The organism is Microbacterium sp. NPDC087591 (assembly GCF_044743625.1).
GTDB lineage: Bacteria > Actinomycetota > Actinomycetes > Actinomycetales > Microbacteriaceae > Microbacterium.
In genome coordinates, this window is record NZ_JBIUWU010000001.1 from 1,484,032 (window position 1) to 1,507,761 (window position 23,730).

Here is a 23,730-nt window from a genome sequence, read left to right on the forward strand (position 1 = left end):
AGGCCTCGGCGTTGTGGGGACGCCGAGGCCTTCGTTGCGTGTGGCGATGGCGCCGGCATCCCCCGCCGCGCTGACGAGGTCCGTGCTCAGCGGGCCTCCGCGAATCGTCGCAGTTGGTGCGCCGACAACGTGACCTCCCGCGCTCCCATCGCCTCGTCGATCTGCTCCACCCTGCTCGCCCCGACCAGGGGAGAGATCCCCTGACTCATCAGCCAGGCGAGCACGACCTGGTTCGGTGTCGCGCCGACCTCGCGCGCGACCTCGTCGAGCACACGCAGCACCCGCTCCGTTCCCGGGTGGGCGTAGCCGTCGGAGAACGGGCGATCCGCGCGGGTGTATCCGCCCATCAGCAAGGGTGTGTAGCACCAGAGCGCGAGGCCCTCCGACCGGGCGAAGTCGAGGTCGTCCGGCTGGAGGAGCTTGTGGCCCGCTTCGGGGACCGTGGTACCCGGGCGGGGCTGCACGAGGGAGTGTCGCAGCTGCAGCGCCGACCACTCGGCCACTCCCTGCCGGCGAGCGAGTTCACGCGCCTGCTGCACCCGCCAGGACGCGTGGTTGGCCGCGCCGATGCGGATGGCACGCCCCTGAGCCACCGCCTCACCGAAGCCGGCGACGGTCTCGGCGAGATCGACCGACCGGTCCTCCGCGTGGGCCCACAACAGGTCCACGTGATCGACCCCGAGACGCTCGAGGCTGCCGTCGAGTCCTGCCCTGATGGCGTCAGCCGAGAGGCCCTCCGCGCTCTCCGGCCACGAGTGGGCGACCAACGGGTCCTGTCGGACCTTGGTGGCGAGGCCGATGGTCGAGCGCGCGCCGGGGTTCGCCCGCATCCAGGCTCCGAGCGTGCGTTCGCTGGCACCGCCCAGACCGGTCGGGTCGCTCCAGAACGAGTAGCAGTTAGCGGTGTCGAGCCAGTGGCCGCCGGCTTCGACGAAGCGGTCGAGAAGTCGGAATGCGGTGGATTCGTCGACACGGGTGCCGTGATCCATGGTCCCGAGAATGATCTGAGGAGTGTGCAGCTGTGCGGTCATGCTTCGATGCTGGATGCTGGAGCGCGCTCCAGGTCAAGCCGATCTCAACCGCGGTGCACGTCGGTCGACTGCTCGCTGTAGTGGGCGATCTTGTCATCCAGCACGCCGAGCGCGAGGTCGATGCGCGTCTTCCGCTCCTGAAGCTCCCGCCGATGCCCCTGGAGGAACGCGACGCGGTCCGAGGCACTGCCCTCACTGCGGAGGAGGGAGGTGAACTCCCGCAACTCGGAGATCCCCAGCCCGGCGTCCCGCAGGCACGTCACCAGTCCGATCCAGAACAGATCGTCGTCGCCGTACGCGCGATGCCCGCCGGCCGTGCGCGCGATCGGCCCGATCAGTCCCTCTCTCTCGTAGTAGCGGAGCGTGTCGAGCGAGACGCCCGCCCGTTCAGCGGTCGCCTGCGGAGTGAGTGTGTCTGACATGAGGAGCCCCCTTCTCGTGCACGATCGGTTCCCCTTCCGATTCTGAGCCCTGGCGCGCGCTCCAGGGCAACTCAGCATCGCTCTCGCTCACCCGAGCTGCGCGACGATCTCCGCCTTGAATCCGTCGGAGTTCTCCAGCCACCCGGCGTAGTGATCGGGCCCACCCGCGTGGGGGTAGCGATGCTGATAGAGCGGATGCCACCCATGCTCCGGGGCGGCATCCATGATCGCGTCCACTCGCTCGGCCGCGCCGCCTGTGAATGCCAGATGATTCACCCCCGGACTTCGCCGCTCATGGATCGAACCGCTGAGGTTCGGCGACGTCGTGACGGTGAGATAGGCGCCTCCCGCCTCCCACGACTGCCCCTCGGCCCACTGGCTTTCGCGCGTGAAGCCCACCTGCTCCAGGAGCCACCCCCACTCGGCCAGCGCCCGCTCGAGGTCAGCGACCCATATCTCGACATGATGGAACCCGGCCATTCTTCGAGTCTCTCAGGTGTGCGCTCTGCTGCGCATGTGGTCTCACAGGAGAAGCTCTTCGACGTAACACGAGCACGCCGGCTGTGAGACTGGACGCATGGCAGCCATCGGATCCGCCAGCACCCGCCTGATCATCCTCCGCGGCGACTCCGGGTCAGGGAAGACGACGACTGCGGCGGCGCTTCGCCCACTGCTCCGCCCCAAGACTGCAGTGATTCATCAGGACTACTTCCGACGCGAACTCTTGGCCGGGGGCGAGAAGGAGTCGCGATCCGCCGATGCCGCAGCACTCGTCGATGCGGCCGCGCGCCAGTCACTCGACCTCGGGTATGACGTCATCCTCGATGGCGTATTCAACCTCCGCGACTATGCCAGTCGATTGGAACAGCTGTGGAGAGACCATCGAGGGGTCACACGGATCTACCAGTTCGATGTCGGATATGAAGAGACGGTCCGACGCCACGAAGGCCGGGAACTGCGCCACGCCTTCACCGCCGAACAGATGCGCGAATGGTTCGACGGATGGCAGCCGCTCACGTTCGTCGACGAAGGCCGGATAGGCCCGGACGAATCCCTCGCTGACGTGACCAGACGCATCATCGCTGACGTCGGCTTGGCAGCTCTCGAAACGAGGGAGGACAGCGCGGACGCACCACACCTGCCAGACCGACTGGAGGACACGCGCGATCAATGAAGGAGATCTCGCATCGTGAAGGGCCGCGCCGCCGCATCCGCTCCTTCATAATGCGAGATCTCCTGCATGCCGTGCGAGCGACCACGCGGCAGTACCTCGCCGGCTCGCACGATCCGCCGTCGAGTGGATCGCGCAGCTCTCCGACGTCTCGCGCTCGGCGAGCTGACCGCAGACCTCAGACGCGCGTTGCGCCGCCGATAGCGATCGTCGCGACGACGGTCGTAATCACCACCACGGCGATCCCCACGGTGGGAACCCACCAGGTGACTTTGCCGCGCGCGGAGAAGACCAAGATGAGCACACAGGACAGCACGACGCTTCCCAGACTTACCCACAGTTGGGCCCGCCACGCTCCAGACACGACGTCGTACACACACGCATCTCCGCATCCCGCGACGAGGAAAGTCTGCATCAGCACCCAGTAGCCCGCCGCTCCCGCCACCAGCACCTGCACGACCAGAAGTCCGAGGGCCAAAGCGCGGGAGGTGGGGCTCTTGTGCACCGGCGCCGTCATGACGGTCACCCTACCTGCTGGGCGACGGTCGTCGAGGCGCACGTCGCACCGCAGTTGCTCTACGAACGGGCCGTCGAGCCCGCCGCCCGCTTCTCCTGAACTCCCGACGGATGAGAAGCTGGACCGTGATCGAATTCCGGCCTGCCGAACCGACCGACGCCGAGGACATGGCCGAGGTGCAGAACGCCATCCATCGCGCGGGGCTCCGGCAGAGTCCGGTCGACGTCGCACTGATCACAGAGCGCTACCTTGGTGTCGAGCACACGGTCGCGTGCACTGTCGCCGAGCAGGACGGCCGTGTCGTCGGATTCCAGTCGCTCAAGCGCGCGTGGCCCGACAATCCCTACGACGTGCTCGTCGGGTGGGGGATCATCGGCACTCATATCCATCCCGACGCCGGACGCAGCGGCATCGGGCGCCGCCTCTTCGCCATCTCGCTGTCAGCGGCGAAAGCGGCCGGGTTGCGGCACATCGACGCGACGATCGGTGCGGACAGCGCGCCCGCTCTGGCGTACTACTCGGCCATGGGGTTCGTCCCCTACCGCGAGGGTGACGGCGTCATCCCTCATCGCTTCGATCTGTAGGCGCAGACCCACCCTCACCCCGCGAGCAGCACCTCGTGCCCGGCGTCCCGCAGCGCGGCGACCGCACCGGCATCCGCTCCGGCATCCGTGAGCACGGTCGGGAACAGGTCCACGCCGCCGACTGCGGCGAAGGCCACGACGCCGAGCTTGCTGCTGTCGGTGACCACCACCGCGCGGCGGGCGCGCTCGGCCATCATGCGGTTCACGGCCGCCTCGCGCTCGTCATGCGTGGTCGCGCCGGACTCGGCATCCATGCCGTTCACGCCGATGAAGGCGATGTCGAGGCGCACCCCGCGCAGCAGCTGTTCGACGAACGGTCCGACGAGCTCGTAACTGCGGGAGTGGATGACGCCGCCGGTGACGACGACCTTGATGTCGGGGCGCGTCGCCAGCTGGGCGGCGATGTTCACGGCGTTCGTGACCACCGTGATGCCGGCGCCGGAGGCGAGGTCGTCGCGCGCGGCGAGCGCCGCGGCGATCGCGGTGGTCGTGGTGCCGCCGGAGAGTCCGACGACCATGCCGGGTGCGACGAGGCCGGCCGCGGCCTGGGCGATGCCCGCCTTCTCGTGCGTGCGCAGGTGGCTCTTGTACCGGATGGGCAGCTCGTAGGCGACGGCCTGTGCGACCGCGCCGCCGTGCGTGCGGGTGAGCAGCCGCTGCTCCGCGAGCGAGTCGAGATCACGACGCGTCGTCGCGGCGGAGGCGCCGAACTGCTCGACCAGATCATCGACCGTCACCTCTCCGGCTTCGGCCAGCAGGTCGAGGATCGCGTTCAGCCGGGCGGCGCGCTTCAACGCCGCCCCCGGACGGATGCCGTGTGCGCGAAGGGTGTCATCCCGCCACCGTATCGTCCCCGGCACCGGCGAACAGACGCAGCAGCCGCGCGGCTTCCTCGGCCAGCGCCTCGCGCGCCGGAGCAAGGTACTTGCGGGAGTCGACCAGACGCTCGTCGTCGGCGAGCACCGCACGCACAGCACGGGTGAAGTGCCCGTTCAGATGCGTCGACACGTTGATCTTCGCCATCCCGGCGCGCACGGCCTGAACGATCACGTCGTCGGCCACACCGGAGGATCCGTGCAGCACCAGCGGCACCGGCAGCGCGGCATGGAGCCGGGCGATCAGGTCGAGGTCGAGTGCGGCGGTGCGGTCGATCATGGCGTGCGACGACCCGACGGCCACGGCGAGCGCATCGACACCGGTCGCCGCGACGAAGGCCCGCGCCTCGTCCGGATCCGTGCGCACACCGGGCGCGTGCGCACCGTCCTTGCCGCCGACCTCGCCGAGCTCGCCCTCGATGTAGACCCCGGCCGCGTGCGCACGGGCCGCGACCGCAGCGGTCAGCGCGACGTTGTCGTCGTAGGGCAGCGCGCCACCGTCGAACATCACAGAGCCGAACCCGAGGGCGATCGCCTCATCGACCAGCTCCGGCCGCTCGGCGTGGTCGAGGTGCACCGCCACCGGCATCGCCGCGCGGCGGGCCACGGCGAGGGTCGCGAGCGCGATCGGCTCCAGCCCTCCGTGGTAGTCGGCGCAGTTCTGGGAGATCTGCAGGATCACCGGCAGCTGTGCACGCTCTGCCGCGCGCACGAGCCCCTCGGCGGTCTCGAGATGGATCACGTTGAAGGCCCCGATCCCCCGACCGGCAGCGGATGCCGCGGCGACGAGTTCACGGGCGGAGACGAGGGTCACGAGAGGTCCTTCCGGACGGATTCGGGGTCGGGATGCGAGACGCGCAGCTGTTCGGCGAACGCCGGCCACTGCGGGGAGATGTCGCCGGCGAGGGGCATCAGCACGGCTGCCGCCGACCAGGCGGTCGCGCGGCGCAGGATCACCTCGGGGTCGCGCTCTCCCTCGGCGTACAGCACGGCGCACGCGGCCACCGCCGCATCACCGGCGCCGGTCGGATTGCCGGAGAGGGGGTCATCGAGGCGGGCGTGCACGAGTGCGGATGCCGTGACGGCCAGCATCCCCGCCGCACCGAGCGAGAGCAGCACGAGCTCGGCGCCCCGCTCGATCAGCGCACGGGCACCGTCGAGAGGGTCGAGGATGCCGGTGGCCTCCGCGAGCTCGGCGCGATTCGGCTTGAGCACCGAGGCGCCGGCATCGGCCGCCCGCAGCAGCGCGGGCCCGGAGGTGTCGACGATCACCGGCACACCGGCATCCTTCGCCACCGCGATCAGCAGCGGGACGAAGCCGTCCGGAGCGCCGGGCGGGAGGCTGCCCGAGATCACGAGCACGCGCGCGCTCGGCAGGGCGTCGACCAGGGCGGCGAGCAGGTCCGCCCACTCCTGGTCGCTCGGGGTGAGGCCGCGCTCGTTGATGATCGTGGTGTCGCCGAGGGCTTCATCGACGATCGCGATGCTGCGACGCGTGTCCTGCGCGACCCGCACCAGCGCGTGCGGCACCCCGCTGCGGCCGAGTTCCTCCGCGAACTCCTCTCCGGTGCGCCCACCCGCGGTCGTGATCGCCCGCACCGCTGCCCCCTCCGCGTGCGCGACCCTGGCCACGTTGAGGCCCTTGCCTCCGGCCCGCACGGCACCGGCGTCGGCGCGATGCGTGTCGCCGACGCGGAGCCGGTCGACGTGCCAGGTGAGGTCGAGAGCGGGGTTCGGTGTGACCGTGAGGATCATGCGACCTCCCGCGCCCGCAGCGCTGCCCCGAGCAGTCCGGCGTTGCCGGAGAGCTCAGCCGGAACGAGCACGGGCAGGCGGTGGAAGCTCAGCCGGGCGGCGAGGCGGGCGCGGAGCTCGTCGAACAAGGCACCGCCGGCGCGCGACAGTCCGCCCCCGATCACCACGGCCTCGGGGGCGATCACGGCGGTCAGCTGCGCGAGCGAGAGGGCCAGCGCATCGAGTGCGGAGTTCCAGATGTCCCTCGCCGCGGGGTCGCCGGCTGCCGCGCGGGCGATCACGTCCTTCGCCCCGTCCGGAGCGACCCCGGTGGCCTCGTGGTAGCGGCGCGCGATGGCTCCTGCCGAGGCGACGGCCTCCAGGCATCCTCGCGCGCCGCACGCGCAGATCGGCCCTTCGGCGACGGGCGAGTGCCCGATCTCCCCGGCATACCCGCCGGCGGTGTACGGCACGCCGCCCACGAGCAGGGCGCCGGCGATCCCGGTGCCGATTACGAGCACCACGGCGTTCTCGTAGTCGCGCGCACCTCCGAGCAGCCGTTCGGCCCAGCTCGCCGCACGCACGTCGTGGTCGAACGCGACCGGCAGCCCGAGACGGGCGCTGGCGAGATCGCGCAGCGGGGAGTCGTGCCAGCCGAGGTTGCTGGCGAACACTCCGAGCCCGGCATCCGCGTCCACGATCCCGGGCACGACGAGGCCGACGGCCTGCGGCTCGATGCCGGGATGCGCCGCGCGCAGTTCCTCCGCCAGCACGCCGAGACGTGCGATGAGCGCCTCGGTGCGATCTCCCTCGACGATCGGCGTCGGAGTGCGGCGCAGGCCGTGCGCGGTGCCGTGCGCGTCGAACAGCGCCGACTTGATGTCGGTGCCCCCCACGTCGAAGGCCAGCACCGGCACGCCGGCGCCCAACCCGCGAACGGCCGTGAGCGCCTCTCCCGATGCGTCGCGCAGGACGTCGGGAACATCGGCGGCGGGGTCAGACCTGGTCATCATCGGCTCCGGTCGCGGGCCTGTGTCATGCGTCCAGGACGACGGATCGCGTGAGGTTGCGGGGCTGATCCGGGTCCAGGCCCCGCGCCAGCGCGCGGTCGAGGGCGACCCGGTGCACGCGGACGAGCTCGGCGAGAGGATCGATCGGATGCTGCACGAAGCGCGCGCCTGTCGCCTCGACCTGGGCCTCGAGCCCTTCAGGAGCCGCGCCGAACTGCCACGTCACACGGCCGGGAGCCGCGATCGCGATGGGACCGTGACGGTACTCCATCGACGAGTAGGACTCGGTCCACGACTGCGAGGACTCGCGCATCTTCAGCGCCGCCTCGTGGGCGAGGCCGATCGTCCACCCGCGCCCCAGGAACGTGTACTGGTCGGCGTCGCGCAGCTCGTCGTCGGCCGGAGCGGCGAGCACGGCGGAGGCATCGGCGATCGCGGCGGTGAGGTCCTCTCCGAGCGAGGCGCGGAACAACGCGAGCGCGGTGGTGGCGAAGCGCGTCTGCACGACCGACTTCTCGTCGGCGAACGGCAGGAGCACCGCCTCGTCCACGAGCGAGACGAGGGGCGACTCCGGGTCGCCGATGACGCCGATGGTGGGGATGCGTCCCTTGATGCGTTCGACCAGTTCGAGCACCTCGGTGGTGGTGCCCGAGCGCGTGAGCGCGACGACGGCGTCGTAGCCGCGGTCGACGAAGGCTTCGGATGCCGTGAACGCGTCGGTCTCCCCCAGACCGGCCGTCTCCCGCAGCACGGCGTAGGACTGCGCCATGAACCAGGAGGTGCCGCATCCGACGACCGCGATGCGCGCTCCGGCAGCCGGGAGGAGGGCCTGTGCATCGCGCAGCTCAGCGGCTGCCGCCCACGTCTCGGGCTGGGAGGTGAGCTCTTCGCGCATGTGTGCGCCGGGCGACGATTCCGTCATCGGAGTGCCTTTCTCAAGAATCTTTGCGTGATTGTGATTGTTTAAGCCGTAAGTCGATCATAGTATGGCGCTCATGGATATCCACTAGAGGATTTTCTTGATTTGTTTATTCGCCTGACAAATAATCGAACAAGTTCCACCGCCTCGGTGCCACGCCCCATCGACATCGAGGACTCGAGTCGAACCGACTCGAACGATCACGACCGCCACCGGCGGGACCGATCACCACGCACCGTCGCGTGAAGTGCTCTGCGACTGTGCCCCGCGCCCCCTCCACCGAACGGCGGAGTCACTCCTCATCCGAGTGGCACCCGTCCGACGGAGCGGCAACCCACACACACAGTGAGGAATGCAACACACATGAAGAAGTCACTGCGATTCGGCGCTGTCGCTCTTGCGGCAACCGCCACACTCACGCTCGCTTCGTGCGGCTTCGGCGGATCCACCGGCGACAGCGGCGGCGATGCCGGAGGGTCGACCACGCTCGACCTGCTTGTCCCCAGCTACTCCGACGGCACCAAGGCGAACTGGGAGACCGTCATCGAGGGGTTCGAGAAGGCCAACCCCGACATCAAGGTCAAGCTCGAGGTGCAGTCGTGGGACAACCTCGAGAAGGTCGTCTCCACCAAGATCCAGGCCGGCGAGGCACCGGACATCTACAACGGCGGCCCGTTCGCCGGCTTCGTGGGCGACGAGCTGCTGTACCCGGTCAAGGACGTCGTCTCGGATGACGTCTACTCCGACTTCCAGGAGTCGTTCCTCGCGAACGCCGAGGTCGACGGCACGGCCTACGCGCTGCCGCTGATCGCGTCGGCACGCGCCCTGTTCGTCAACAACGCACTGCTCGACCAGGCGGGTGTCGAGGCTCCGACCGACTGGGACTCCCTGCTGGACGCCGCCACCAAGGTGTCCGCGCTCGGCGGCGGGGTGGCCGGCTACGGCATGCCGCTCGGCTCCGAAGAGGCGCAGGCCGAGGCGGCCGTGTGGCTGTGGGGCGGCGGCGGCTCGTTCGGCGACGCGTCCGAGATCACGATCGACACCCCCGAGAACCTCGTCGGCGCCGAGCAGATCAAGAAGATGATCGACGCCGGTGCGACCCAGGCCGACCCCGGCTCGACGCAGCGGTCGCCGCTGATGGACATCTTCATCCAGGGCAAGATCGGCATGCAGGTCGGCCTGCCGCCGACGGTCGGACAGATCGCCGAGGGCAACCCCGACCTGGACTACTCCATCGTCCCGATCCCGACCAAGGACGGCTCGCCGTTCACGCTCGGCGTCATGGACCAGCTGATGGCGTTCCAGAACGACGACGACAAGAAGGACGCGATCACCAAGTTCTTCGACTACTACTACTCGGCCGACGTGTACGTGCCGTGGGTGCAGGCCGAAGGCTTCCTCCCCGTCACCAAGTCCGGCGCAGAGCAGCTCTCCGGCGAGGAAGCCCTGAAGCCGTTCCTCGACGTGCTGCCCGACGCGCAGTTCTACCCGTCGACGAACGCCAAGTGGTCCGCCGCAGACGGTGCGTTCAAGTCCCTGTTCGGCCAGCTGCAGGACCAGCCTGCCGCTGACGTGCTGAAGCAGATCCAGGCGCAGGTCGACGCAGGCTGAGGCCTGCCGATCGGGAAGGTTCGGGTACACGAATGAGCCAGACGACACAGTCCTCGAACCTCGCGGGGGCGGCCACCGGCCGCCCCCGCACCCCCGACACCCCCCGGGGACGGTCGCGGGCGAAGGACCTCCTCCAGGCGCTGCCCTGGATCGCACCGGCGCTGGTGCTCATCATCGGCGTCGTGCTGTTCCCCGCGGGTGTGATGTTCTACAACTCCACGCGCGACATCTCGCTCTCGGGCCTCGACAAGGGTTCGGTGGGCTTCGACAACTTCGCCACCGTGTTCGCCTTCACGGAGTTCTGGCCGATCTTCTTCCGCACCATCGTGTGGGTCGTCTCGGTCGTGCTGTTCACGGTCGTGATCTCGCTCGGACTGGCGCAGATCCTGAACAAGGCCTTCCCCGGCCGACAGATCGTGCGCATGGCCGTGATCGTGCCGTGGGCGGCATCCGTCGTGATGACGACCATGGTGTTCTACTACAGCCTCGAGCCGTACTTCGGGGTCTTCAACAAGTTCCTCTACGACATCGGACTCTCGTCCGACTCGGTCGGCTACGGCTGGACCAAGAACCCGACGACCGCGTTCATCTGGTCGATCGTGATCGCGATCTTCGTGTCGCTGCCCTTCACGACCTACACGATCCTGGCCGGACTCCAGGCGGTGCCTGCCGATGCGCTGGAGGCCGCGAAGATGGACGGCGCCGGAGCCACCCGCACCTACTGGTCGATCGTGCTGCCCCAGCTGCGCAGTGCGCTGGCGGTCGCGATCCTCATCAACATCATCAACGTCTTCAACTCGCTGCCGATCCTCAAGGTCATGACGGGGTCGATCCCCGGATACGGCGCCGACACGATCATGACGATGATCTTCAAGTACATCGAGCTGCAGAAGAAGGTCGATGTCGCGAGCGCCCTGTCGGTGGTCGCCTTCCTGATCGTGATCCTGATCGTCGCGGCGTACGTGAAGGTCGTCAAGCCCATGAAGGAGGTCTGATCGTGACCGTCACCGAGACCGAACTCGTCACGACCGCAGGCCGCGGCGGACGCAGCATCCCGCCCCTGCCCGGTCGCAAGCGTCGCTACACCGCCGATCAGGTCTCGCTGCCGCGGGTCATCCTGCGGATGGCGGCCGGATTCCTCGTGCTCGCGATCTTCGTGCTGCCGTACCTGATCATGTTCTTCGGCTCGGTGAAGACCAAGCCGCAGATCCGCTCGGTCGACCCGACCTACCTGCCGACCGAGTGGCATTGGGAGAACTACATCACGATGTGGTCGACCCCCGAGACGCCGCTGCCGTACAACCTGATCTCGACCATCATCATCGCGGTCTTTGCGACACTGCTCGTGCTCGCGGTCTCGCTCCCCGCGGCGTACTACACGGCCCGCTTCAGGTTCCCCGGACGGATGGTGTTCCTGTTCCTGGTGATCGTGACGCAGATGCTGCAGCCAGCGGTGCTCACCTCCGGCCTGTTCCGTCAGTTCACGACCCTCGGGCTCGGCGACACCTGGGCGGCGATGATCTTCATCAACGCGGCGTTCAACCTGTCGTTCGCGGTGTGGATCATGCACTCCTTCTTCGCCGGCATCCCCAAGGAGATCGACGAGGCGGCGCAGATCGACGGCGCCGGTCGCTTCACCGTGCTGTTCAAGATCAACCTGCCCCTGGTGTGGCCCGGCATCGTCACCGCGATCGTGTTCACGTTCGTGGCGTGCTGGAACGAGTTCGCGGCCTCGCTCGTCATCCTCTCTACCGACAAGAACCAGCCGCTCTCGGTCGCCCTGACCAAATTCGTGGGTCAGTACGAGACCAGCTGGCAGTACGTGTTCGGCGTCTCGATCGTGGCGATCCTGCCCGTCGTCATCCTGTTCATGCTCATCGAGAAGCGCCTGGTCGGCGGGCTGACCGCGGGCAGCGTGAAGTAGTCCGGGTTCGGGTCGCGCTCCCGACATGAAGGAGATCTCGCGAGATGACGGAGCGGATGCCGAATCGGCTCCTTCATCTCGCGAGATCTCCTTCATTCCTGGATCGCGGCCAGGCCGGGCGCCCCGGGTTCGGGAGGAGATCTCGGCGTGGGGAGGAGCGGATGCCGCCGCAGATCCTCCCGGGGACGAGCTCTCCTCCCGAACCCGAGACGGATGTCAGCGCGAAGGGCGCGCGGCGGCGATCAGCTGCGCCGGGCTCCAGCGCACGCCGAGCACCGCGGTCAGCGCAGCCTGAGCGGCTCCGGCCGACTCCGTCGCGCGGGTGTCGGCATAGCGCACCGGCACCGCGGCCGTGCCGCTGGCGTGATAGTCGGTCTCCTGCTGCAGCAGCGCGAGGAACCGATCTCCGAGCAGGGTCGCCGGTCCGCCGATCACGACCTCGGTCGGATCGAGCAGCGCGCTGATGAGCTTGATCGCCCTGGCGAGCGCTCGCGCCCCGGCACCGAGGTCGGCATCGTCTGCCGTGACGGCGAGCGCGGCGACGGCATCCGCATCCATCGCGTCCGTGAACTCCGCACCGAGCAGGGCGGAGAGCGATGCCGACGACTCGAGGCAGCCGTGGCGACCGCACCGGCACTCGCGTGCCGCGTCGCCGAACTCGACCTGCACGTGACCGATCTCGCCCGCGCGGTCACGAGGGCCGGGAGCGAGGTCTCCGTCCAGGGTGATCGCCGCGCCGACGCCGCCGCCGAGGTGGATGAAGAGACGGTACCCCGCCGGGGACTCCTCCATGCCTGCTTCGGCGATCGCCTCGGCGTCGACATCGTTCACCAGGAGCACGGGCGCCCCGAGCAGCGCCTCGAAGCGGTCGGCGAGCGGCACATCCTGCCAGCCGAGCTGCACGCTCTCGAGCACGGAGCGGCCGTCGGTCGTGCCGGGCAGCTGCACGCCCGCGGCGATCACGCGCGAACCGTACTCTGCAGCGACGTCGACGATCGCAGCGTCGAGCGCCGCATCGCGCGTCTCGGGGGTGTATGCGAGGCGGCGGATGTCGATCTCGGCGCCGTCGAGCGCGACCAGGGCGATGCGGGCGCTGGTGGGCTGGATGACGAGCACGAGGATCAGGTGGTGGCTGGCATCGACGCTCAGGGTGGTCGCGCGTTTGCCGCCCGTGCTCGCTGCCTGCTCGCCGTCGACGATGAGCCTGCTCTCGATGAGCTCGGCGACCAGGGAGGATGCGGTGGCCGCGGTCAGTCCGGTCGCCCTCGCGATGCCCGCGCGCGTCTGCGTGCCCGAGCTGCGGAACACCAGCTGCAGTGCGCGCCGGAGGTTCGCACGCCGCACGGATGCCTGCGTGTCGAGGCCGTCGTCGCTGTTCAACATGGGTTTCCGTTCGTCCGCGCGCCGGGGAGCGCGATTGACAGATCAGGCGGCGCTCCGTACGCTCGGCACAGTTAGTTTATTTACTAAACTTAGTAGCAGAGTCCGCCGCTGCCACAGTGTCCGCCGCCTGCGAAGGAGCATCGTGCACTACTCCCAGATCATAGGACGCCCCGCCGTCTCGGTCCTGGTCGCCTCCTCTCGCCGTCATGTCGGAACGGCCCTCGGCGCATGAGCGTGCTCCTGCCCCCGACCGCCCCGCCGTCGACGCCGCGCACCCCGACGGTGAACACGCATGCCCAGGGCATCCGCCATCGCAACCGTGGCCTCGTGCTGCGCACCCTCATGCAGCATGCGCTCGTCAGCCGCGCCGATCTCGCCCGGCTGACGGGGCTCGCACGGCCCACGATCTCCGAGGTCGTGAAAGACCTGCTCGACGACGGCGTGCTGCGCGAGAGCGGTCAGAGCCAGGATGCCCGCCCGGGCAAGCCGGCGGTGATGCTCGAATTCGACCAGCGCGCCGTGCAGGTGATCGCCCTCGACCTGAGCGCGCCCGATCACGTCGTCGGCGCCCTCGCCACTCCGGACGGCGGCCTCGCACACCGGCTCGTGCGCTCGAACGACGGCGACCCGGTCACGGCGGCATCGGCACTCGTCTCCGATCTCGCATCGCTCGCCTCGCACCCTCCGCTCGGAATCGGCATCGGCGTGCCGAACGGCTCATCCGCACTCCTCGGCCTCGGCCCGCTTCTCGCTCAGACGGCCGGCGCGCCCGTGCACCTGTTCGACGACGCCGATCTCGCCGCAGATGCCGAGCTGCGGTTCGGCGCGGTCGACTCCGACTTCCTCCTGGTGCGCATGGGCACGCGCATCGGCACGGCCATCCGCGCGTTCGACGACGACGGAGCCCCGGTCGAGCGGTCGACCGGCGCCCGCGAGCTCGCGCACGTGATCGCCGGCGGTGACCCTGGAGACGCCTGCCCGTGCGGGCGCATCGGCTGCGTGCACGCCTGGGCATCGGTGCCCGCGCTCTCCCGGCGACTCGACGCGGCGACGACGGCCGACGATCGGGGCGCGGTGCTCACGGCGGCCGGCTCCCGCCTGGGTACCTCACTGTCTGTCATCGCCGCGGCCGTCGACCTGCCGAGCATCGTGGTGAGCGGGCCCGCATCGGTCCTGGGGGACGAGCTCATCTCCGCGACCGCCGCAGCTGTGCAGGCGGCTTCGCACCCCTCACTCGGTCCGGCCGTGCACCGGAGCACCCTGGACGATGCCGTGCTGCGGGGCGCAGCGGCTCGCGTCGTGGCGCAGGAGTTCAGCGCACGCTGAGACGCTCGGGCTGCGGCCCGCACTGCTGCCAGGGGTGGAAGACTCGAAGGGGCGTCCGAGCGGATGCCGCGGCAGACGGAGAGGACACCCCATGAAGGCACTCGTCATCGGAGCAACCGGCAGCATCGGCAACGTCGTGGCGACCACGCTCGAATCCCGCGGCCACGAAGTCGTGCGGGCGTCACGCAGCGGAGAGACCTCGGTCGACGTCACCGATCCGGCGTCGATCGCCGCGCTGTTCGCCCGGGTGACGGATGTCGATGCCGTCGTGGTGGCCGTGGGCTCCGCGCCGTTCAAGCCGCTCGGCGATCTCACCCGCGACGACTACCTCGCGGGGTTCACCGGCAAGGCCCTCGCGCAGATCGAGGTCGCGCGTCAGGCCCTCGCGCAGGTGAAGGACGGCGGGTCGATCACGGTGACCAGCGGCGTGCTGGCCCGCGAGCCGATCGCCACCGGCGCAGCCGCCGCGATGGCGAACGGGGCGTTGGAGTCGTTCGTGATCACGGCGGCCGCCGAGGCGCCGCGCGGCATCCGCATCAACGCGGTCTCGCCCGACGTGCTCGAGAACTCCCCCGGTTACCACGCCTCGTTCCCTGGGCACCGACCGGTCACCGACGAGGAAGTCGGCACGGCCTACGTGCGGGCTGTCGAGGGCGTCATCACCGGACGTATCCTGCCGGTCTGACATTCCGTCATCCGTCCGGTGATCCGGGCCGACGGATCACGGAGACGATGACGAATCACGGACGATGCTCGGCGCAGTCCTCCGGGATCCGTCATGACCTCCGGGATCCGTCGGCGCCGAGGCACGCTGTCGGATGCCGCGGGCGCGAGAGGATGGGGAGATGTACTCCGAGACGCCGCTTCCCGACGGGGCCGCCCTGTGGCGGTCGCTGGGCAGTGACGGCGCGGTGATCCCCGCCGACGGGTGCGTCGACCTGATCCTCCGTGAGGACCGGGTGTTCGTGGCGGGGCCGTCGACCCGGTGGATCGCCACCGAGAGCGACGGTGAGACCGGCAGTGTGGGGCTGCGGCTCGCCCCGGGGCGGGCCGGACGGATGCTGCGCACTGAGCTCTCGGAGCTCGCCGATCAGCTGCTTCCGCTCGACGCGATCGTGCAGGGCGAACCCCGGAGGCATCTGCGCCAGGCGATGATGCGATACCGGGAAGGAACGACGGGGATCGGCCAGATCTCGTCGACCGTGCCGCTGGCATCGGGCTCGAGCCGCTGGGTGACCTCGGTGCACTCCCAGGCCATCGCTGCCGTGCCGGCGATGCAGGTGGCGTCGGAGCTCGGCGAGTCCGAGCGCACGTTCCGTCGAAGGATGCTCGCGACTTTCGGCTACGGCTACGCCACGCTCGTGCGCGCACGCCGAGCACAGCACCTGATCCGACGCGGCGTGTCTCTCAGCGAGGTGGCAGCCCACGCGGGCTTCGCCGACCAACCGCATCTCTCGCGAGAGTTCCGTCGGCTGGTCGGCGCGACCCCGGGTCAGTTCGCGTCCAGCTCCGCATAGAGTTCGATGGAGTTGCCATCGGGGTCGAGCAGCGTCGCGTAGCGCTGGCCCCAGTGCGCATCCCACGGCTCGACGTGCGCCGGGTAGCCCGCCGCGACCAGCGCGGCGACAGCGGAGTCCACCTCGGCCGGGGTGCCCTTGTCGAACGCCAGCGCGATGCGGTGCCCGCCACTCGCCGGCACGTAGCCCGGGTCGAAGCCCCTGATCGTCTCGATGGTGTCCCATGCGAGCGTCACGCCGTCGTCGAGCGTCGCGTCGACGTGAGGTGCGTCATCCTGCCCCGCGGCGATGGGCACGCCCAGTGCACGATAGAACGCCAGCGATGCCGCCATGTCGCCGGTGACGATGCCGATGAAGCCCAATCTCAGTGTCATGGTCTCACCGTACGGCGGCCGTGGCGGCGGGGTCGTGAACAGAACGGCCACCCCTGCGCGTCATCCGTTCCGTCGTCCTCTCGTCATCCCGCCCGACGGATCACGGAGAGGATAACGGATCACGGAAGAACCTGCACGAATCTCTCCGCGATCCGTCACGACCTCCGGGATCCGTTGCGGTGACCGACGCCGCGGCGTCATCCGTTCCGACGTCGTCGTGTCATCACGAACGACGGATCACAGAGCGGATGACAGATCGCGGAAGAACCTGCACGAATCTCTCCGCGATCCGTCACGACCTCCGGGATCCGTCTGCGGCAGCGCGGGACTCAGCGCCCTTCCGCGGCCTCGGTGTGGTGGCGGATGACCTCGGCGACCACGAAGTTGAACCACTTCTCGGCGAACTCGGGGTCGAGGTGCGCCTCCTCGGCGAGCGCGCGCAGCCGTGCGACCTGCTGCTCCTCGCGGCCGGGATCGGATGCCGGCATCTCGTACTCGGCCTTGAGATGCCCCACCTGCTGCGTGGCGCGGAACCGCTCGGCGAGCATGAAGATGAGCGCGGCGTCGATGTTGTCGATGCTGGCGCGAAGTCGGAGCAGTTCGGCCTTCGGGTCCGGGGCAGCAGTCATGCCCCTACTCTAGGGCCGCGCGCAGCCGGGATCCGGCCGTGGGCACCGCTATCGTGAGCACATGAGCAACGACGAGTCGCCGGCATCCGTCCCCGCTGAGCAGTCAGCGGACACCGCCTCCACGCAGACCGCTCCGCCCCTGGCCGTTCCGTCCGACACCACGTCATCCGACGGAACGGAGCCTCGTCGCGTGGTGGTCGAGCCGATGACGCCGAGCCGGTCCTTCTGGACGCGGATCGACCGACCCTTCGTGTTCGGGTTCCTGGTGACGCTCGGCGCACTCGGTGCGCTCCTGCTCGGCCTCGCGCTGAGCAACCTGGCGACCGTTCTGATCTACATCGCCCTCGCGCTGTTCGCGGCTCTCGGACTCGATCCGTCCGTGCGCTTCCTCGAACGCCGCGGACTCTCCCGCGCCATCTCGGTGCTCGTCGTCATCCTGAGCCTGATCGTCGTGATCGCACTCATCCTCTGGATGATCCTGCCGATCGTGATCGAGCAGATCGCCAGTTTCGTGCGTTCGGTCCCCGGCATGATCGCGGACTTCCAGCGCAGCGACATCTACGCGACCCTCGAGCGGCAGTTCGGCGATCAGTTCCAGGACCTCGTCGCCGACATCCAGAAGTTCCTCACCGACCCGGGCAACATCGCCACCATCGGCGGAGGCGCTCTGCAGGTCGGGGCATCGATCGCCACGGCGATCTCCGGCGTGATCGTCGTGCTGGTGCTCACGCTCTACTTCGTCGCCACACTGCCCGGCATGAAGCAGAGCCTGCTGCGCCTGGTTCCGGCCCGCGACCGCGCCCGCACCAGCGACATCACCGACCAGATCACCGACTCGGTGGGCGGCTACGTGATGGGGATGGTGGTGCTGGCGTTCTTCAACGCGATCCTCGCGTTCCTGCTGTACTTCTTCCTCGGACTGCCGTTCCCCCCGCTGATGGCGACGGTCGCGTTCTGCATCACCCTGATCCCGCTCGTCGGCTCGGTGATGTTCTGGATCATCGGCACGACGCTCGCCCTGTTCACCAACCCGATCGGGGCGCTGATCTTCGCGATCGTGTACCTCGTCTACATGCAGATCGAGGCGTACGTCATCACGCCGCGAGTCATGAACAAGGCCATCGCGATCCCCGGCTCGCTCGTCGTGATCGGTGCCCTCGCCGGCGGTACGCTGCTCGGTCTGCTCGGTGCTCTCGTGGCGGTGCCGGTAGCGGCATCCATCCTCATCATCATCAAGCAGGTCTGGGTGCCGCGGCAGGACGCCCGGGTCTAGCCGGCTCGCCCGCACGCAGAAGTGCCCGGACCCACGGGCCCGGGCACTTCAGTGACGACGAGTCAGAGCAGGCCGTTGTCGGTCAGCCACTTCTTCGCGATGTCCTCCGGCGACTTCTGGTCGACCGTGCTCAGGACGTTGAGCGACACGAGCTCCTCGGCGGTCAGCTTGGCGCTGATCGCGTTGAGCACGCCGGACACGTCATCCGCGATGTCGCTCGAGACGATCGGCACGACGTTCGACGAGATGATCAGGTTCTCCGGGTCCTCCAGAGCGACGATGTCCTCCGTCTCGAACGCCGGGTCGGCGGTGTAGATGTCTGCCACCTGGATCTGGCCGGCGAGCAGCGACTCGAGCGTGGTCGGGCCGGTGGCCGAGAACGCCAGGTCGACGCCGTAGACCTCCTTGGCCCTGGCCGGGCTGTACGGACGCTGCTCGAACTCGGGCGCCGCACCGATGGTGAGCGGCGTCGTCACGTTCTTGAGGTCGCCGATCGTCTTCAGGTCGTTCTCCTCGGCGAAGCTCTTGAGCACCGTGTAGGAGTCCTGGTCGGAGGCCTCGGCGAAGTCGAGAGCCGTGAGGCTGTCGGGCAGGGCATCCTGCAGCGCCTTGTAGACGTCGTCGGGGCTGGTGACGGTGACGTCGTCGTCCGAGATGTACTCGAGCAGGCTGCCCGTGTACTCCGGGAAGACGTTGATCGCGCCGGACTCGACATCGGGCATGTACGCGTCGCGCTGACCGATGCTGAATTCACGCTTGACCGTGTGGCCGTCGGCCTCGAGAGCCTGCGCGTAGATCTCCGCGATGATCTCGTTGGAGTAATACGCCTGCGAACCGATGACGATGGTGTCGCCACTTCCCGCGCTCTCTCCGGCGTCGGACGGCTCGGAGAGCGGGTTGCTCGAACCGCAGGCGGACAGGGCGATGGTCGCGGCGGCGATCAGGCCGACGACGGCTGCGGAGCGCGTGCCTCGTGCTGTGAACATGGACTTCCTCTTTTCTGGGACTGCTGTGGGACGACGGTGATGGACGTTGCCGGCATGGACGATCAGGCGGTGGCGGGAGCTGCGGTCGGAGCCGGCGCGGCCGCACGGCGTCGAGGCACACGGCTCGGGCGCAGCCCAGCGGGGACGGCCGCGTGCTGCGCCACCGCGAGCAGCAGGTCGACGATCAGCGCGAGGACGGCGACCAGGAGTGCCCCTGCGAGCACCTGATCGAACCTCTGCAGCGGAATGCCCTGGATGATCGGATAGCCGAGACCGCCGAGACCGATGTAGGCCGCGATCGTCACGGTCGCGATGACCTGCAGCAGAGCTGAGCGGATGCCGCCGACCAGAAGCGGCAGTCCGAGCCGCACCTCGACCTTCCAGAAGATCTGCCATCCGGTCATGCCCATGGCCTTCGCGGCGTCGATCACGCGGCGATCGATGGCCTCGAGCCCGGTGTAGGCGCCGGCCAGCAGCGAGGGGATCGCGAGGAGCACGAACGTGGTGATCGCGGCCTGCGGAACCCGGAGCACTCCGAGCAGCAAGACGAGAAGGATCATGAGCCCGAAGGCGGGGATCGCGCGTGCCGCTCCCGACACGGCGACAGCGATCTCACGCCCCTTGCCGGTGTGGCCGATGAGCCAGCCGATCGGCACCGCGATCGCCATGGCGATCAGCACGGAGACAGCCGTCAGCGTGAGGTGCTCGGCGAGGAGCTTGGGCAGCGCGTAGTTCCCGGTCCACTGCGCGGGAGCGAGCATCCAGGCGAAGGCCTCGGCGAAGAGGTTCATGCGGCGGTCCTCACGGGAACGGCGCGGCTCGCGGTGAGCCGACTGGCAGCGGTGGTCCAGGGCATCAGTGCGCGCCCGATCAGCAGCAGGATCAGATCGAGGATCAGGGCGATCACGACGACGGCGATGACGCCGGCGAACACCTCGGCGATGATGCGACGGTCGAGTCCGTTGGTGAAGAGATAGCCGAGGTTCGAGACGCCGATCAGGATGCCGACGGTCGCGAGCGAGATGGTGCTCACCGCGGTGACTCGGAGTCCGGCGAGGATCACCGGTCCGGCGAGCGGGAACTCGACCGCCCAGAAGCGTCGGAAGGAGGCGAAGCCCGTGGCGGTGGCCGCCTGACGCACGTCGTCATCGACCGAGTCGAGGCCGTCGGACACCGCCCGCACCAGGATCGCGATCGCGTAGATGGTCAGTGCGACCATCAGGTTCGCCTCGCTGCGCGCCGAGTAACCGGCGACGGAGGGCAGCAGGATCAGCAGCGCGAGCGAGGGGATCGTGTAGAGCAGCCCGGTGAGCACGATGATCGGGCCGCGCACGAGCCGGTACCGCCAGGCCACCCAGCCCAGCGGGAGCGAGAGCACGAATCCGAGCACGATCGGGATGATGCTCTGACGCAGATGCACCAGAGTCAGCTCGAAGATCAGACCGAGGTTGTCGGTGACCCAGTTCACGGATGCCCGTCCTGCCCTGCGGCCGCAGCCACGGCACCCGGATCGGCGAGCGGACCGCCATCCGTCTCCGGCGCCGCGACGATGGCGCCCTGCGTGCGGCCCTCGGAGTCGACCACGACCGTGCCGTGCGGGGTCTGCTTCAGGTGCAGCGCCCGGCGTCCTCGGTCGGCGCCGATGAACGCGGCGACGAAGTCGTCTGCGGGGTTCTCGATGATCTCGCTCGGGCTGCCCACCTGCACGATGCGCGCACCCTTGTCGAGGATGACCACCTGGTCGCCGAGCAGGAACGCCTCGTCGATGTCATGCGTGACGAACACGACCGTCTTGTCGAGCTCATGCTGCAGCCGCAGCGTCTCCTGCTGCAGGTCGGCTCGTACGATCGGATCGACCGCGCCGAACGGCTCATCCATGAGGAGGATGTTGGGATCGGCGGCGAGACCACGGGCCACACCGACACGCTGCTGCTGGCCGCCCGAGAGCTGGCTGGGGTAGCGGTCGGCGAGGGCCTGGTCGAGCCCCACCGTGTCGAGCAGTGTGCGGGCCCGCTTGTGCGCATCCGCCTTCTTCACCCCGGTGAGCCGCAGCACGGTGGCCACGTTGTCGATCACGGTGAAGTGCGGCATGAGGCCGGAGTTCTGCATGACGTAGCCGATGCGCCGACGCAGCTGCACCGGATCGCCCACCAGCACGTTCTCGCCGTCGATCTCGATGTCGCCGGAGGTCGGCTCGACCATGCGGTTGATCATGCGCAGCAGAGTGGTCTTGCCGCAGCCGGACGAGCCGACGAACACCGTGGTCTTACGCGACGGCAGCACCAGGCTGAAGTCGTTCACGGCGACGGTGCCGTCGGGGAACTGCTTGGTGACGTTGCGGAACTCGATCATGGCTGGTCTCCAGTCGGTCGATCGACGAGGCGTGCGTCGGCGCCGCGGCGCCGCCAGAGGGAGGTCACTACGGTCCGACCTCGACGCCGGGGGCGAAGGCCACGTAGCCGGAGAAGTCCGTGCCGACGCGCTCGAACGCGGACGGATACGGGTCGGGGTACGACCACGCGAGGTCGGTGTGGAGGCTGCCGCCCGCCTGCACCGAGTAGTACTGGCACACGCCCTTCCAGGGACACGTGTAGGGCGTGGGGCTCTCGACGAGCACTCCGGGCGTGACGGAAGCCGGCGGGAAGTACCAGTTTCCTTCGATGCGGACGAGGTCTCCCTCATCTGCTTCGGCGATGACGGTTCCTGCGAGTACAGCCTTCATGGTCCTGCCTCCTCGGATTCGGGTTCGAGCGTATAAGAGGTCTGCGACATCCGCGCCAGGGTTGCGCGCGGAGCCGTCAATATGAGACACAATCCGCTTCGGCACGCGGGCGCGCAAGAGCATCGAGCTGACTCGTGGATTGTTCGGAGCGCACGTCGGAACGGATGGCGCAGCGCGGCATCCGTCCTCCCGCGGCGTCCGCGAGGATCACGCCGACTGCCGCCCGTAGCCCTCGAGGAGCCTCAGCCAGACCTCGCTCACGGTCGGGTACGAGGGCACCGCGTGCCAGAGGCGGGCGATCGGCACCTCGCCCACGATCGCGACCGTCGCGGTCTGCACGAGCTCGGCCACCTCGGGTCCGACGAACGTCGCACCGATCACGACGTCGCGGTCCGTGTCGATCACGAGGCGCGCCTGCCCGTCGAAGCCGTCCTCGTAGAGGCTCGCGCCGGCGACCCCGCCCAGGTCGTAGTCGACGACCTGCACCTCGCGTCCGGCGTCACGCGCCGCCTTCTCGGTGAGACCCACCGACGCCACCTCGGGGAATGAGAAGGTCACCTGCGGCACGGCACTGTGGTCGGCCGTCGCGACGTGGCGCCCCCATGCTCCGTCGTCCACGGTCTCGTCCTTCGCCCTGGCGACGATCACATCGCCGGCCGCACGCGCCTGGTACTTGCCCTGGTGCGTGAGGAGCACGCGGCCGTTGACGTCGCCGACCGCGTAGAGCCAGTCGGACCCGGGAACGCGCAGTGTGTCATCCGTCTCGATCCAGCGTCCGGGCTCGAGACCTGCGACCTCGAGGCCGATGTCTCCGCTGCGCGGCGAGCGTCCCGTCGCGGCGAGCACCTCGGTCGCGACCACCGTGGAGCCGTCGTCGAGGGTCACGGTCACGCCGTCGTCGCCGCGGTGCACCGATGTGGTGCCCGTGCCGGTTCGCACATCGACCCCGAGCTCGCGCAGCCCCGCGGCCACCCGCTCTCCGGCGAACGGCTCCATCGAGGACAGCAGCTCCCCCCGCGCGATGAGCGTCACGGTCGACCCGAGCGCCGCATAGGCGGTCGCCATCTCGACCGCGACGACGCCGCCGCCGATCACGGCGAGAGAATCCGGAAGCTCCTCGGCACTGGTCGCCTCCCGACTGGTCCACGGCGACGCCTCGCGCAGCCCGTCGATCGGCGGGATGACGGCATCCGATCCCGTGCTGATCGCCACCGCATGACGGGCATGCAGCACGCGGGTGCCGCCGTCGGCATCCGTCACGGTCACCTCGCGCTCGCCCGTGAGGCGCCCGTGCCCGCGGGCCAGGTCGATGCCGGCCGAGTCGAGCCACTTCACCTGTCCGTCATCCGACCAGTTGCTGGTGAACGAGTCGCGGCGGTCGAACACGGCGCGCACGTCGAGCTTTCCGGTGACGGCCTCGGCTGCGCCCTTCACGTGCTGCGCGGCCCGCAGCGCCTGCGCCGAGCGCAGCAGCGCCTTCGACGGCATGCATGCCCAGTACGAGCATTCCCCGCCGACGAGCTCGCTCTCGACGATGATCGCCGTGAGCCCTCCCTGCACGGCGCGGTCGGCCACGTTCTCGCCGACGGGCCCCCCGCCCAGCACGATCAGGTCGTATTCGTCGGTCCGTGTGTTGTCAGCGCTCATGACCCAAGCCTCTCGTCGCCGGTCGTCATGTTCAAGACCAACGTCGGATCAGGGGGCGGATGTTCCCCGACGCGC

General features: G+C 69.0%; 27 protein-coding genes. 9 read left to right on the forward strand and 18 right to left on the reverse strand.

All coding sequences use genetic code 11. From position 1 onward, the window contains the following. Positions 1-86 precede the first annotated feature (86 nt). The 3 genes from ACIOVG_RS06915 to ACIOVG_RS06925 all read right to left on the reverse strand — a co-directional run bounded on the left by ACIOVG_RS06915 (position 87) and on the right by ACIOVG_RS06925 (position 1,933). Positions 87-1,031 (reverse strand): aldo/keto reductase, encoded by a 945-nt coding sequence (locus ACIOVG_RS06915; protein ID WP_400870690.1) that lies wholly within the window; start codon positions 1,029-1,031, stop codon positions 87-89. Between the two features lie 44 nt (positions 1,032-1,075). After that, positions 1,076-1,453: a MerR family transcriptional regulator gene (locus ACIOVG_RS06920; protein ID WP_400870693.1), complete on the reverse strand. Its 378-nt coding sequence runs from the start codon at positions 1,451-1,453 to the stop codon at positions 1,076-1,078. A gap of 87 nt (positions 1,454-1,540) precedes the next feature. Further along, positions 1,541-1,933: a VOC family protein gene (locus ACIOVG_RS06925; protein ID WP_400870696.1), complete on the reverse strand. Its 393-nt coding sequence runs from the start codon at positions 1,931-1,933 to the stop codon at positions 1,541-1,543. A 97-nt stretch (positions 1,934-2,030) separates the two neighbouring features. Between ACIOVG_RS06925 and ACIOVG_RS06930 the strand changes: the two genes are divergently transcribed. After that, positions 2,031-2,627, forward strand: coding sequence for an AAA family ATPase (locus ACIOVG_RS06930; RefSeq protein ID WP_400870699.1), 597 nt, complete (start codon positions 2,031-2,033; stop codon positions 2,625-2,627). Between the two features lie 175 nt (positions 2,628-2,802). Here ACIOVG_RS06930 and ACIOVG_RS06935 read toward each other — a convergent pair whose 3' ends face one another. Beyond that, positions 2,803-3,141 carry a hypothetical protein gene (locus ACIOVG_RS06935; protein WP_400870702.1) on the reverse strand — a complete coding sequence of 113 codons (339 nt, stop codon included), beginning with the start codon at positions 3,139-3,141 and terminating at the stop codon, positions 2,803-2,805. A 125-nt stretch (positions 3,142-3,266) separates the two neighbouring features. Between ACIOVG_RS06935 and ACIOVG_RS06940 the strand changes: the two genes are divergently transcribed. Then, positions 3,267-3,725: a GNAT family N-acetyltransferase gene (locus tag ACIOVG_RS06940; RefSeq protein ID WP_400870705.1), complete on the forward strand. Its 459-nt coding sequence runs from the start codon at positions 3,267-3,269 to the stop codon at positions 3,723-3,725. 14 nt (positions 3,726-3,739) lie between these two features. On the opposite strand, the gene ACIOVG_RS06945 is transcribed toward ACIOVG_RS06940, so the two are convergent. The 5 genes from ACIOVG_RS06945 to ACIOVG_RS06965 are packed head-to-tail and all read right to left on the reverse strand — an operon-like array spanning position 3,740 to position 8,266. Beyond that, positions 3,740-4,519: a DeoR/GlpR family DNA-binding transcription regulator gene (locus tag ACIOVG_RS06945; protein WP_400870708.1), complete on the reverse strand. Its 780-nt coding sequence runs from the start codon at positions 4,517-4,519 to the stop codon at positions 3,740-3,742. A 37-nt stretch (positions 4,520-4,556) separates the two neighbouring features. Beyond that, positions 4,557-5,414, reverse strand: coding sequence for a ketose-bisphosphate aldolase (locus ACIOVG_RS06950; protein WP_400870711.1), 858 nt, complete (start codon positions 5,412-5,414; stop codon positions 4,557-4,559). Next, positions 5,411-6,355, reverse strand: a complete 945-nt coding sequence (locus ACIOVG_RS06955; RefSeq protein WP_400870714.1) for a 1-phosphofructokinase family hexose kinase — start codon at positions 6,353-6,355, stop codon at positions 5,411-5,413. Before ACIOVG_RS06955 ends, ACIOVG_RS06950 begins: the two co-directional genes overlap by 4 nt. Then, complete coding sequence (locus ACIOVG_RS06960; protein ID WP_400872698.1) at positions 6,352-7,344, reverse strand: ROK family protein; 993 nt, start codon at positions 7,342-7,344, stop codon at positions 6,352-6,354. The genes ACIOVG_RS06955 and ACIOVG_RS06960 overlap by 4 nt, the downstream gene beginning before the upstream one ends. Positions 7,345-7,369: 25 nt before the next feature. Beyond that, complete coding sequence (locus ACIOVG_RS06965; RefSeq protein ID WP_400870716.1) at positions 7,370-8,266, reverse strand: SIS domain-containing protein; 897 nt, start codon at positions 8,264-8,266, stop codon at positions 7,370-7,372. A gap of 360 nt (positions 8,267-8,626) precedes the next feature. Between ACIOVG_RS06965 and ACIOVG_RS06970 the strand changes: the two genes are divergently transcribed. Genes ACIOVG_RS06970 through ACIOVG_RS06980 form a run of 3 tightly spaced genes read left to right on the forward strand, consistent with a single transcriptional unit; the run spans position 8,627 to position 11,798 of the window. Then, entirely contained in the window at positions 8,627-9,874 is a 1,248-nt protein-coding gene (locus ACIOVG_RS06970; RefSeq protein WP_400870719.1) for an extracellular solute-binding protein, read from the forward strand. A 32-nt stretch (positions 9,875-9,906) separates the two neighbouring features. Beyond that, entirely contained in the window at positions 9,907-10,869 is a 963-nt protein-coding gene (locus ACIOVG_RS06975; RefSeq protein WP_400870722.1) for a carbohydrate ABC transporter permease, read from the forward strand. Between the two features lie 2 nt (positions 10,870-10,871). Next, positions 10,872-11,798, forward strand: coding sequence for a carbohydrate ABC transporter permease (locus ACIOVG_RS06980; protein ID WP_400870725.1), 927 nt, complete (start codon positions 10,872-10,874; stop codon positions 11,796-11,798). Positions 11,799-12,014: 216 nt separating this feature from the next. On the opposite strand, the gene ACIOVG_RS06985 is transcribed toward ACIOVG_RS06980, so the two are convergent. Continuing rightward, positions 12,015-13,181, reverse strand: a complete 1,167-nt coding sequence (locus ACIOVG_RS06985) for an ROK family protein (RefSeq protein WP_400870728.1) — start codon at positions 13,179-13,181, stop codon at positions 12,015-12,017. 228 nt (positions 13,182-13,409) lie between these two features. Here ACIOVG_RS06985 and ACIOVG_RS06990 point away from each other — a divergent pair, with 228 nt between their 5' ends. The 3 genes from ACIOVG_RS06990 (at position 13,410) to ACIOVG_RS07000 (ending at position 16,024) form a co-directional block, all read left to right on the forward strand. Further along, a complete protein-coding gene (locus tag ACIOVG_RS06990) occupies positions 13,410-14,507 on the forward strand; it encodes an ROK family protein (protein ID WP_400870730.1) in 1,098 nt (365 codons plus the stop codon). A 91-nt stretch (positions 14,508-14,598) separates the two neighbouring features. Beyond that, positions 14,599-15,192, forward strand: a complete 594-nt coding sequence (locus ACIOVG_RS06995; RefSeq protein ID WP_400870733.1) for a short chain dehydrogenase — start codon at positions 14,599-14,601, stop codon at positions 15,190-15,192. A 160-nt stretch (positions 15,193-15,352) separates the two neighbouring features. Beyond that, entirely contained in the window at positions 15,353-16,024 is a 672-nt protein-coding gene (locus ACIOVG_RS07000) for a helix-turn-helix domain-containing protein (protein ID WP_400870735.1), read from the forward strand. Here ACIOVG_RS07000 and ACIOVG_RS07005 read toward each other — a convergent pair. After that, positions 16,000-16,398: a VOC family protein gene (locus ACIOVG_RS07005; protein ID WP_400870738.1), complete on the reverse strand. Its 399-nt coding sequence runs from the start codon at positions 16,396-16,398 to the stop codon at positions 16,000-16,002. The genes ACIOVG_RS07000 and ACIOVG_RS07005 overlap by 25 nt on opposite strands. 329 nt (positions 16,399-16,727) lie before the next feature. Further along, positions 16,728-17,027, reverse strand: a complete 300-nt coding sequence (locus tag ACIOVG_RS07010; RefSeq protein ID WP_141873818.1) for a chorismate mutase — start codon at positions 17,025-17,027, stop codon at positions 16,728-16,730. A 61-nt stretch (positions 17,028-17,088) separates the two neighbouring features. On the opposite strand from ACIOVG_RS07010, the gene ACIOVG_RS07015 reads away from it, so the two are divergent. Next, complete coding sequence (locus ACIOVG_RS07015; protein ID WP_400870742.1) at positions 17,089-18,300, forward strand: AI-2E family transporter; 1,212 nt, start codon at positions 17,089-17,091, stop codon at positions 18,298-18,300. A 62-nt stretch (positions 18,301-18,362) separates the two neighbouring features. Here ACIOVG_RS07015 and ACIOVG_RS07020 read toward each other — a convergent pair whose 3' ends face one another. From ACIOVG_RS07020 to ACIOVG_RS07045, 6 genes are all read right to left on the reverse strand, one after another. Next, positions 18,363-19,286: an ABC transporter substrate-binding protein gene (locus tag ACIOVG_RS07020; protein WP_400870745.1), complete on the reverse strand. Its 924-nt coding sequence runs from the start codon at positions 19,284-19,286 to the stop codon at positions 18,363-18,365. Between the two features lie 62 nt (positions 19,287-19,348). After that, positions 19,349-20,077: an ABC transporter permease gene (locus ACIOVG_RS07025; RefSeq protein ID WP_400870747.1), complete on the reverse strand. Its 729-nt coding sequence runs from the start codon at positions 20,075-20,077 to the stop codon at positions 19,349-19,351. Continuing rightward, positions 20,074-20,754, reverse strand: coding sequence for an ABC transporter permease (locus ACIOVG_RS07030; RefSeq protein ID WP_400870750.1), 681 nt, complete (start codon positions 20,752-20,754; stop codon positions 20,074-20,076). The genes ACIOVG_RS07025 and ACIOVG_RS07030 overlap by 4 nt, the downstream gene beginning before the upstream one ends. Then, positions 20,751-21,638 (reverse strand): ABC transporter ATP-binding protein, encoded by an 888-nt coding sequence (locus ACIOVG_RS07035; protein WP_400870752.1) that lies wholly within the window; start codon positions 21,636-21,638, stop codon positions 20,751-20,753. The genes ACIOVG_RS07030 and ACIOVG_RS07035 overlap by 4 nt, the downstream gene beginning before the upstream one ends. Positions 21,639-21,705: 67 nt before the next feature. Beyond that, a complete protein-coding gene (locus ACIOVG_RS07040) occupies positions 21,706-22,008 on the reverse strand; it encodes a DUF427 domain-containing protein (RefSeq protein WP_141873806.1) in 303 nt (100 codons plus the stop codon). 207 nt (positions 22,009-22,215) lie between these two features. Then, positions 22,216-23,655 carry a dihydrolipoyl dehydrogenase family protein gene (locus ACIOVG_RS07045; RefSeq protein WP_400870757.1) on the reverse strand — a complete coding sequence of 480 codons (1,440 nt, stop codon included), beginning with the start codon at positions 23,653-23,655 and terminating at the stop codon, positions 22,216-22,218. Between the last annotated feature and the right edge of the window lie 75 nt (positions 23,656-23,730).

Bases quoted from the DNA above. Each gene is read 5' to 3' on its own strand.
- ACIOVG_RS07045 (WP_400870757.1), bottom strand. From the start codon at position 23,655: ATGAGCGCTGACAACACACGGACCGACGAATACGACCTGATCGTGCTG.
- ACIOVG_RS06930 (WP_400870699.1), top strand. From the start codon at position 2,031: ATGGCAGCCATCGGATCCGCCAGCACCCGCCTGATCATCCTCCGCGGC.
- ACIOVG_RS07005 (WP_400870738.1), bottom strand. From the start codon at position 16,398: ATGACACTGAGATTGGGCTTCATCGGCATCGTCACCGGCGACATGGCG.
- ACIOVG_RS06970 (WP_400870719.1), top strand. From the start codon at position 8,627: ATGAAGAAGTCACTGCGATTCGGCGCTGTCGCTCTTGCGGCAACCGCC.
- ACIOVG_RS06985 (WP_400870728.1), bottom strand. From the start codon at position 13,181: ATGTTGAACAGCGACGACGGCCTCGACACGCAGGCATCCGTGCGGCGT.
- ACIOVG_RS07020 (WP_400870745.1), bottom strand. From the start codon at position 19,286: ATGTTCACAGCACGAGGCACGCGCTCCGCAGCCGTCGTCGGCCTGATC.
- ACIOVG_RS06975 (WP_400870722.1), top strand. From the start codon at position 9,907: ATGAGCCAGACGACACAGTCCTCGAACCTCGCGGGGGCGGCCACCGGC.
- ACIOVG_RS06990 (WP_400870730.1), top strand. From the start codon at position 13,410: ATGAGCGTGCTCCTGCCCCCGACCGCCCCGCCGTCGACGCCGCGCACC.
- ACIOVG_RS06920 (WP_400870693.1), bottom strand. From the start codon at position 1,453: ATGTCAGACACACTCACTCCGCAGGCGACCGCTGAACGGGCGGGCGTC.
- ACIOVG_RS06960 (WP_400872698.1), bottom strand. From the start codon at position 7,344: ATGACCAGGTCTGACCCCGCCGCCGATGTTCCCGACGTCCTGCGCGAC.
- ACIOVG_RS07035 (WP_400870752.1), bottom strand. From the start codon at position 21,638: ATGATCGAGTTCCGCAACGTCACCAAGCAGTTCCCCGACGGCACCGTC.
- ACIOVG_RS07040 (WP_141873806.1), bottom strand. From the start codon at position 22,008: ATGAAGGCTGTACTCGCAGGAACCGTCATCGCCGAAGCAGATGAGGGA.
- ACIOVG_RS06965 (WP_400870716.1), bottom strand. From the start codon at position 8,266: ATGACGGAATCGTCGCCCGGCGCACACATGCGCGAAGAGCTCACCTCC.
- ACIOVG_RS07010 (WP_141873818.1), bottom strand. From the start codon at position 17,027: ATGACTGCTGCCCCGGACCCGAAGGCCGAACTGCTCCGACTTCGCGCC.
- ACIOVG_RS07025 (WP_400870747.1), bottom strand. From the start codon at position 20,077: ATGAACCTCTTCGCCGAGGCCTTCGCCTGGATGCTCGCTCCCGCGCAG.
- ACIOVG_RS06995 (WP_400870733.1), top strand. From the start codon at position 14,599: ATGAAGGCACTCGTCATCGGAGCAACCGGCAGCATCGGCAACGTCGTG.
- ACIOVG_RS07000 (WP_400870735.1), top strand. From the start codon at position 15,353: ATGTACTCCGAGACGCCGCTTCCCGACGGGGCCGCCCTGTGGCGGTCG.
- ACIOVG_RS07015 (WP_400870742.1), top strand. From the start codon at position 17,089: ATGAGCAACGACGAGTCGCCGGCATCCGTCCCCGCTGAGCAGTCAGCG.
- ACIOVG_RS06915 (WP_400870690.1), bottom strand. From the start codon at position 1,031: ATGACCGCACAGCTGCACACTCCTCAGATCATTCTCGGGACCATGGAT.
- ACIOVG_RS06935 (WP_400870702.1), bottom strand. From the start codon at position 3,141: ATGACGGCGCCGGTGCACAAGAGCCCCACCTCCCGCGCTTTGGCCCTC.
- ACIOVG_RS06955 (WP_400870714.1), bottom strand. From the start codon at position 6,355: ATGATCCTCACGGTCACACCGAACCCCGCTCTCGACCTCACCTGGCAC.
- ACIOVG_RS06925 (WP_400870696.1), bottom strand. From the start codon at position 1,933: ATGGCCGGGTTCCATCATGTCGAGATATGGGTCGCTGACCTCGAGCGG.